Consider the following 7,199-nt stretch of genomic DNA (forward strand, 5'->3'; position numbering starts at 1 on the left):
AAAAACTTGCTACCCTGTGACCAGAAGGAGAGTCGAACTCCTTTGATTGCTGCGGATAGACAATCTTCCCCGCCTGATCGTTTTGATGTGGTTGTAGGGTTTTAAGATTGGGTACAAACCACTTGCACCCAATCCAATGAATAAAATGTTGCTACGGAAACGAAGCCGCATGCCGAAGGTTATCGGTCTGATAATCCTCCACTTCTTGTTTGACAAAAAACAAATAGCCGCTTTTTTTGTACTTGCGTCCATTGAGTTTCCCTTCCTCATTGAGCTTTCTTACAGTTCTAGGCTGCAAGCCTAGTAAGTGTGCCGCTTCAGCTGTATTGATAATGCTCTTGTCTTTGATGAGTAAGAGTTTCAGCTCTTCTTTGAACTCCTCTTTCACTTCCTCCTTAATTTCGTCCTTTACTTCCTCTTTTAGTTCTTCCCGAAGTTCGGCTCGAAGTTCTGCTTTGAGCTGTAGTTTTAATGCTTCTACAAAGTTTTGATCCATCATATTAATCTTAATTTTTTGGATGGATTTCCATGATTATGATTGAATAAAAGAATGTTGTCGAATGGTTATTGTATCAATGCCTAACTCAAATTGTTCGACCAATTCAATGGCTTTTATTTCTAATAGTTTTTCCAGTTTTAATACGACCTCATAAGGCGTATTGGCTGGCGTTTTGAGCAAGCGAGTAAGCTTGTTTTGGCTAATGCCTAAGGTGGTGTTTAGTGCTTCGTATTGGTCAATCGAAAGGTTTTGTCTTAGGAATTGACAAAAAGTTGGTGTTTCAAAATCGGTCATAAAATTTGTTGTTTGGGCATGGCTTCGCCCAACCGCTTAAAAGCAGTGACAAGCCACATGAATAAAATAAGTGAAAGCATCAACTCGCTTTAACATTTGCTGAGTTCACAAACAAAGGAGCTAATACATTAAAATTTATTTGTTTTGTTGGACGCTAGAAGTCGCCTTCTAGTTGTTGATCCTCCATCCTCATAAAATCTCAACAATACCACTCGGTACGCCCAAAACCATTCATCCTAGTATGAAATGTTATTTTTTTAGGTTCGATTCTCGGATTTTCGTTTACATTTGTTTACATTGGTCTACATAAATTTTTACTATCTATTCAATAGAGTAGACTTTTGTATCTATTTATTAAGATTTTGTATCTATTTATTACAATAAATGTTCGTATTAATTAGGTTCATAACATAAGAACAATGTTTTTTAGAATTTGTAACTTTTTAGTTCTATTATGTTTCGTTTGTATTACAAATATGAACTAAAAATTTATAAAATCAAATTTTTGGTAACAAAAAAAAACTTTTTTTAGCTTTTTATTTTAATAATTATTATTTAATGTCTATAAATCAAAGGTTTAAAGAAATTGTATCTGCACTCGAAATTAATGCAAGTCAGCTTGCAAAGAAATTAGATGTAACTCGACCGACAATTACACGGATAATTAATGGTGTTAATGAGCCAAGTGCTAAAATTTTAGCGCCATTATTAAAGGCGTATCCTCAATTAGATATCAAATGGTTATTAATAGGAGAGGGGGAAATGTTTTTAAAGCCTCAGGTAGAGGTAAATGAAGTTGACAAGGATTATTTAGATCGCTTGGCAGATAGCTTAGAAAGAGAAAATACGATGCTTAGAAAAGAGGTTAATGGGCTAGCTGAAGAATTAGATCGGATTAGGAAAATAGTAGAAGCACTACCAGACGAGGATTAAAAATATATCTTCAAAATAGTTATTATAAAGATGTTAATAATCTACTAATTGAATAAGAGTAAATTAAATAAAAATGGGCTGTAGTGTCGATAAATAAAGCGTTATAGCGTTTTGATTTTTGATAACTTTTTACTTTAAATATGAATCTTTTTGCTGTCTGATTCGTTGTATTAAGTCCCTTATTGTATGGTTTAACTAATCGGCTAAATCCTGTACAATTACTTAATGAAAACAAATCTAAAACTAAAAGATGCGTTGTTACAACAACTATCTGAGCTTGACACACGCATCAAACAGACAGAAAACAAGATTGCTAACCAAAAGATTGAACGACTTGTAAAATTGAAACGGTCTTCAAAAAAATGAGAACAGCAGCAAGGAATTGATTTCTTTGCTGCTGTTTTTTTGTTTGGAATTTTTAAAGAAATATTATTTTTATTTTTATGTTTTGTAATTATTAATATGTATAATAGTGAAGTGTTAATACTTATGATACACGAAATATATTTACTTATTAGATTAAAAATAAAACCAAAGATATGTTCCTAGGAGGAGGTATATTGTTGATAATGTTGGGAGTTATAGTAATATTACAGACATTAAAAGACAATAAATTTATTGAACCTAAAAAATATAGAGGAAAGGAAGGTTTATTACGTATCAATCTTAAGTGGTTTACAGAAGATGACTTAGATTTACATGTATGTGATCCATGTGGTAATGTTATATATTATGACAATAAAAGGGCAGAATGTGGAATGAATAATTCTATAGGATGTCTTGATTTAGATGCAAACCATACAAATTTAAGAAAAGACCCACAAGAAAATATTCACTGGGAATTAAATGCCCCAGAAGGAGAATATAGAATTTATGTTGATTTTTTTAAGCGAAACTCAAAGCAAAAAAAAGTTAAATTTGTGATTAGCATTATTTCTCAAAACGATGAAATTATTGAAATAGGAAGAACAATAGAAGAGGGAAATAAAATAGAGGTAGCTAAGTTTGAATACAAAGATTATAAAATAAAGTCTTATAAAGAAATATGAAAAAAAAAATGAACTATCTATTAGGATTAGGATTAGGATTAGGTCTTATTACTGTAGGAGTGTGTTTGATTACTAAACAGAAATATTCTAAAGAAATTAGGTCAACAGTTCCTAAAATTGATACAACGATTCTTCCTGTTGTAGGAACTTCTGGATTTCCGAAATCTGAGATAGATTCAGAAAAAGAAAAAATTAGAAAAAAATTAGATGAATTAAGAAAAAACTTAAAACCTAAAATGAAAGGAACTAACTGGGAAGCAAAAATTTTTCCTAGTTCAGAGCTAGTTAAAGGATTTGAGGGAAAATACTACACTATTGATTTAATAGATGCTATATCTCAAGAAGTTTTGCAGTTTGAACCAGGTGAGTATGTTATTGATGACTTTGAACCTGCTTTTCAAACTGGAATTGCAGATTTTGGTGTAAAAATTCAAACTCTACTAAATGAAGGAAATGTAGATTATAAAATATTTATAAAAGGTAGTGCTGATATAAAAGGTGATGCAGAATTTGAATCAAAATATCACGAAGATTATCAATATCCCAATATTAGCTTTTATAAAAAATATTCAGGAAAAAGTAAATTTATTAATAATACTGATGAGCAAGTGATTCCTGAGCCTTTTTTTAATAGACATTTACCGAATTTGCGGGCTGCATTCATTCGTGAGAAGCTTCAGAATATTTTCTTTGAGTTAGAATCTCCAATAATTCTTGATGGTAACGTAACTTTAAAAGTAGATAAGAAAGATAGAAATGCCACAATTTTCCTTTTTTTACCTAAAGATTTATTTATAATAAACTAATATGACTGATTTAGAAAAAGAAAAAATAAGTAGAGAAATTTCTCTATTAGACTTAGAACGAAAAAATATAAAGAATCAAAATATTCAAAGTTGGACAAAGATTATTGCAGGAATCATTGGCACTATATGCCTTTTTATAATAATCCAACGACCAGAGTCAATACTTAATCAAAGGTTATCACAAGAAACTATTTCAAGAGAAAGGGCAAAGTTGTTACTTCAAGTAATAAAAGAAAAGGATCCAGAACTTAGAAAACAAGGAATTGAAATTTTAAAGGCTTCGTATCCCGTTATTGATAATGAATGGATAAATGAGATAGAAAATTATAATGAGACAAAAGCTAGAAATGAAATAGCTAAAAAGTTGTTTAAGGAATATAATAGGCTTAAATTAAAGAAAAAAGAGCTTGAAGAAGCTTTGCAAGTTGAAATAACTAAAGGTTATGGACCACAAGCAAAAAATATAAGAACAAATATAAAGATGATAAATTCTAAAATTGATGAAGTGATTGAATCATTTAGAATTTATGATATACCAATCAATGAAATGAAAATTGAAGATTAAGTTCAATTAAACAGTATTAACTAGTGAAAATGATTGTAATAGCTACTTAATGGCAGTAAAATTAATTATTTTACTGCCATTTCTGCCTCTACCAACTCACCCCATCCAAAGCATCATTAATAATCTTATTAGAGAGATGCAAATAAACCATCGTCGTTTCCAATTTAGAATGCTGTAGAATAGACTTTAGAATATGAATCGGCACCTTAGAAGCCAAATGTGTGGCAAAAGTATGGCGAGCCACATGACTCGTTAGTTTTTTGTGAATGGATGCCCGTTCTGCCAAAGTTTTTAAAACTCGATTGTAATACTGGTTGGCATACGCATGAAAGATAGGATCCTGAGGAGCCATGCCGTGCAACAGGTATTTATTGACAATTTCCGTTGGTTTGTGTCCATAGAGTTTGTACAAAGGCAAGATCAATTGTTTGCCCGTTTTTTGCGCCACAATTTTTAAGACATAGCCTAAGTAGTCCTGCTCAATATTCTCCCGTTTGACCGAACGAACATCTGCAAAGCGCAAGCCCGTATAACAAGAAAAGAGAAACATATCCCGAATCAGCTCCAAGTAAAATTCTTCTCGTCCAAAGGAGAGCTGCTCCAGCTGTACGACTTCCTGTTGAGTGAGCACCGTGCGCTCCGTTTTCACCTGTTTGGGGCTAAACTTCTTGTAAGGATTCTTATTGGCATCAAAAATATCTCGTTTGATGGCGACATTGATATAACGCCTTAGTTGCTTGTGATGCGTGTAAATGGTATTGACATGCAAGCCATGGCTTGCCAAGAATCGGTCGTACTCTAGGATTAAATCATAAGTCAAATCCGCAAAAAGAATTTTCTTTCGAAACTTCTTGAGATAGTTGAGCGCTGTCTTTTGTTTTTTCTTGGTTTCTTTGGCTAGGGTAGAGCTGTTGGTCATCTCGTATTCAAAAAACTCAGTAAAGGAATTGAGATCCTCGTAGCGTTTGGTATTTTCCAACTGCGTTAGGGTAACAGAGCCTTGTTTTTTGATCAACTCTAGGGCGTAGGTTTCCATCCGATCAATTTGCCTTCTAATTTCATTGTTAAAGGCCATGGCATTGGGATGGTCAACCACTTGCTTGCGCTTGGGGCTCCATTGTTTGGGGGTAACGTAGATGTTGGTGGAAAAGAATTTGGCTTTGTTGTTCAAATAAGCTTTGATTTGAATCAATGCGGTTCCGTTTTTACGGAGTTGGTGTTTACGATTGTAAACAATAGAGAAATTAATCATGGTTTTAATACTTGAAAAAATTAAAGAAAATGAAAAAACTCCTTTAATCAAGTATTAATATGGGAACAAAATGGGTACCGAATGGGTACCGAAAAGTAGTGTAGAAGTATGTAAATGAACCGTAACATGGGATAAAAAAGAAAACCAAAAAACTAGCTGAAACGGCGATTTTTACTAGGTTTTTGGTTCTTTTTGCAACCGAATGCAACGTGTGAATTGTGCCCAGGACAAGGATATGGATGTCTTAGGGTAATTTGTTGTTTATTAGTTGATTATAATTTAAAAAGCTATTGGGGTAGCAAAAAAATACACAAAAGGAGAGGAGTGGATATTTTTTTTGAAATTTTTTTAAAAGATCATTTACCTCAAATGATTTGAAATTACTTGAGTATGATTGACAATCCATACCGCCTGATTCAGGGCGACTTTAGAACTATTGTAGGAAGGCAATACAGTCTACTATGAGATCTAAAATAAAATTGGAAAAAACATCTATTTATCTTATATTTAGAGATTAAACATATTTCTATTGAACTAGAAATATAGAAGAATTTACTTAGGGCTAAATAAAGGCACATGAAACTATCAAAAAGTATTATTTTTATTCTAATATTATGTTGTTCATGCAATTCGGATAAATTTGAAGTTGGTGATGATCCAATTATATACTTAGGTGTAGACACAACATACGATCATCAGCCAACAGAAGCGTATTGCGTTCATACTAGTAAATTATCTATCATTAGCCAAGATTCTATTATTTTGTATTTAGAACATATTCCTACAACTCCTGTAGATAGCCCTTATGGTCTACATGGAAGTTCTAGGACTTATCAAGGAATAGCGAAACACATAACAAAAAATGACATTGTAAAAGTTGAATGGAATTTTGACCCTTCAAAAAGGATTTTCTGTGATGAGGAATTTACCAATCAGATGTTAATTAAAAAAGAGAAAGTGACTCTGATTGATCTAACCAAAGATACGTTATGCATTGGCAATATCGAGTGCATTAAACAGCAGTAACTTCAACTGGAGATAAATCAAACTTGGTTTATCTCCAATCTTAAGTTTTATTAAAATAGTTGTATTGACCAAATGATGCCAATGTTCACGGGAATCAAGTTATATTCTGAATAATAGATTCTGCATAATTGGCTATTCGCTCCGCCCGATCCAAACCATTCACCACCCAGCGAGCATTATAAAAGTCCACCTTCGATGCATTAATATACCTTTCCAAAGGACGACGAGTAAACGCCCCTTCCATCATCCCCTGCACCAAAATACGAGCCGCATATTTAGGCTGCATCACCCAATCAGGATTAGAAACAAAGTCAACTCCTAGTAACTTCGACATTTTAGCATAATTCCGATCCCAAGTCAGCTGCACAAAACCACGCCCATAATAGCCCGTATACCAATAGGCATTTTGATTGTTGTACACCTCTGTTTGACTAGACGAAGCTCTTCTTTCTTTAATCGGTCGAAAATTGCTTTCATGTCGAGCAGTTGCCAAGATATAAATCAACTTGTTTTGGTCTTTATCTCCATATCGTTCAAACATCTTCACAATAAGCTGAATGGAATCCTTTTGCGTTTGATCTAAGGAACCAAAAGCAGCTTCACAGGCTTTTACAAAACGTAGGCGCCTAGCCCTTACAATTAAGGAACGGATTAAAACCAAAAAGAGGAGCAACAAAGCCGCCCCTCCCAAGTATCGTTTCGTTTGTATTGTCATGCCAATTGAAATTGATGCAAATGTTTGTATAAATTCGGTCCTGGACAACGGGTTGTTCCA

9 protein-coding genes are annotated in these 7,199 nt (G+C 33.2%); 5 read left to right on the top strand and 4 right to left on the bottom strand.

Annotated elements, in window-relative coordinates; translation table 11 throughout:
* Positions 1-151: 151 nt before the first annotated feature.
* Together CG11_RS28340 and CG11_RS28345 are read right to left on the bottom strand one after the other, a co-directional pair.
* The gene (locus tag CG11_RS28340) at positions 152-499 is read right to left on the bottom strand and encodes a helix-turn-helix domain-containing protein (RefSeq protein ID WP_052600289.1); all 348 of its coding nucleotides are present in this window, start codon (positions 497-499) and stop codon (positions 152-154) included.
* Positions 500-532: 33 nt separating this feature from the next.
* Entirely contained in the window at positions 533-793 is a 261-nt protein-coding gene (locus tag CG11_RS28345; RefSeq protein ID WP_052600290.1) for a hypothetical protein, read from the bottom strand.
* A 558-nt stretch (positions 794-1,351) separates the two neighbouring features.
* On the opposite strand from CG11_RS28345, the gene CG11_RS28350 reads away from it, so the two are divergent.
* From CG11_RS28350 to CG11_RS28365, 4 genes are all read left to right on the top strand, one after another.
* Positions 1,352-1,726, top strand: a complete 375-nt coding sequence (locus CG11_RS28350) for a helix-turn-helix domain-containing protein (RefSeq protein WP_052600291.1) — start codon at positions 1,352-1,354, stop codon at positions 1,724-1,726.
* Between the two features lie 539 nt (positions 1,727-2,265).
* Entirely contained in the window at positions 2,266-2,775 is a 510-nt protein-coding gene (locus CG11_RS28355) for a hypothetical protein (protein ID WP_052600292.1), read from the top strand.
* An 8-nt stretch (positions 2,776-2,783) separates the two neighbouring features.
* Entirely contained in the window at positions 2,784-3,581 is a 798-nt protein-coding gene (locus CG11_RS28360) for a hypothetical protein (protein WP_156039961.1), read from the top strand.
* A 1-nt stretch (position 3,582) separates the two neighbouring features.
* Positions 3,583-4,146 carry a hypothetical protein gene (locus CG11_RS28365; RefSeq protein WP_052600294.1) on the top strand — a complete coding sequence of 188 codons (564 nt, stop codon included), beginning with the start codon at positions 3,583-3,585 and terminating at the stop codon, positions 4,144-4,146.
* Between the two features lie 88 nt (positions 4,147-4,234).
* On the opposite strand, the gene CG11_RS28370 is transcribed toward CG11_RS28365, so the two are convergent.
* The gene (locus CG11_RS28370; RefSeq protein ID WP_052600295.1) at positions 4,235-5,398 is read right to left on the bottom strand and encodes a site-specific integrase; all 1,164 of its coding nucleotides are present in this window, start codon (positions 5,396-5,398) and stop codon (positions 4,235-4,237) included.
* A gap of 576 nt (positions 5,399-5,974) precedes the next feature.
* Between CG11_RS28370 and CG11_RS28375 the strand changes: the two genes are divergently transcribed.
* On the top strand, positions 5,975-6,424 hold the full coding sequence (locus CG11_RS28375) for a hypothetical protein (protein WP_052600296.1): 450 nt from the start codon (positions 5,975-5,977) through the stop codon (positions 6,422-6,424).
* Between the two features lie 94 nt (positions 6,425-6,518).
* Here CG11_RS28375 and CG11_RS28380 read toward each other — a convergent pair whose 3' ends face one another.
* Positions 6,519-7,139, bottom strand: a complete 621-nt coding sequence (locus CG11_RS28380) for a glycoside hydrolase family 19 protein (protein WP_052600297.1) — start codon at positions 7,137-7,139, stop codon at positions 6,519-6,521.
* Positions 7,140-7,199: the final 60 nt, after the last annotated feature.

Origin of the sequence: Aureispira sp. CCB-QB1 (genome assembly GCF_000724545.1) — a bacterium.
Classification (GTDB): Bacteria; Bacteroidota; Bacteroidia; order Chitinophagales; family Saprospiraceae; genus Aureispira.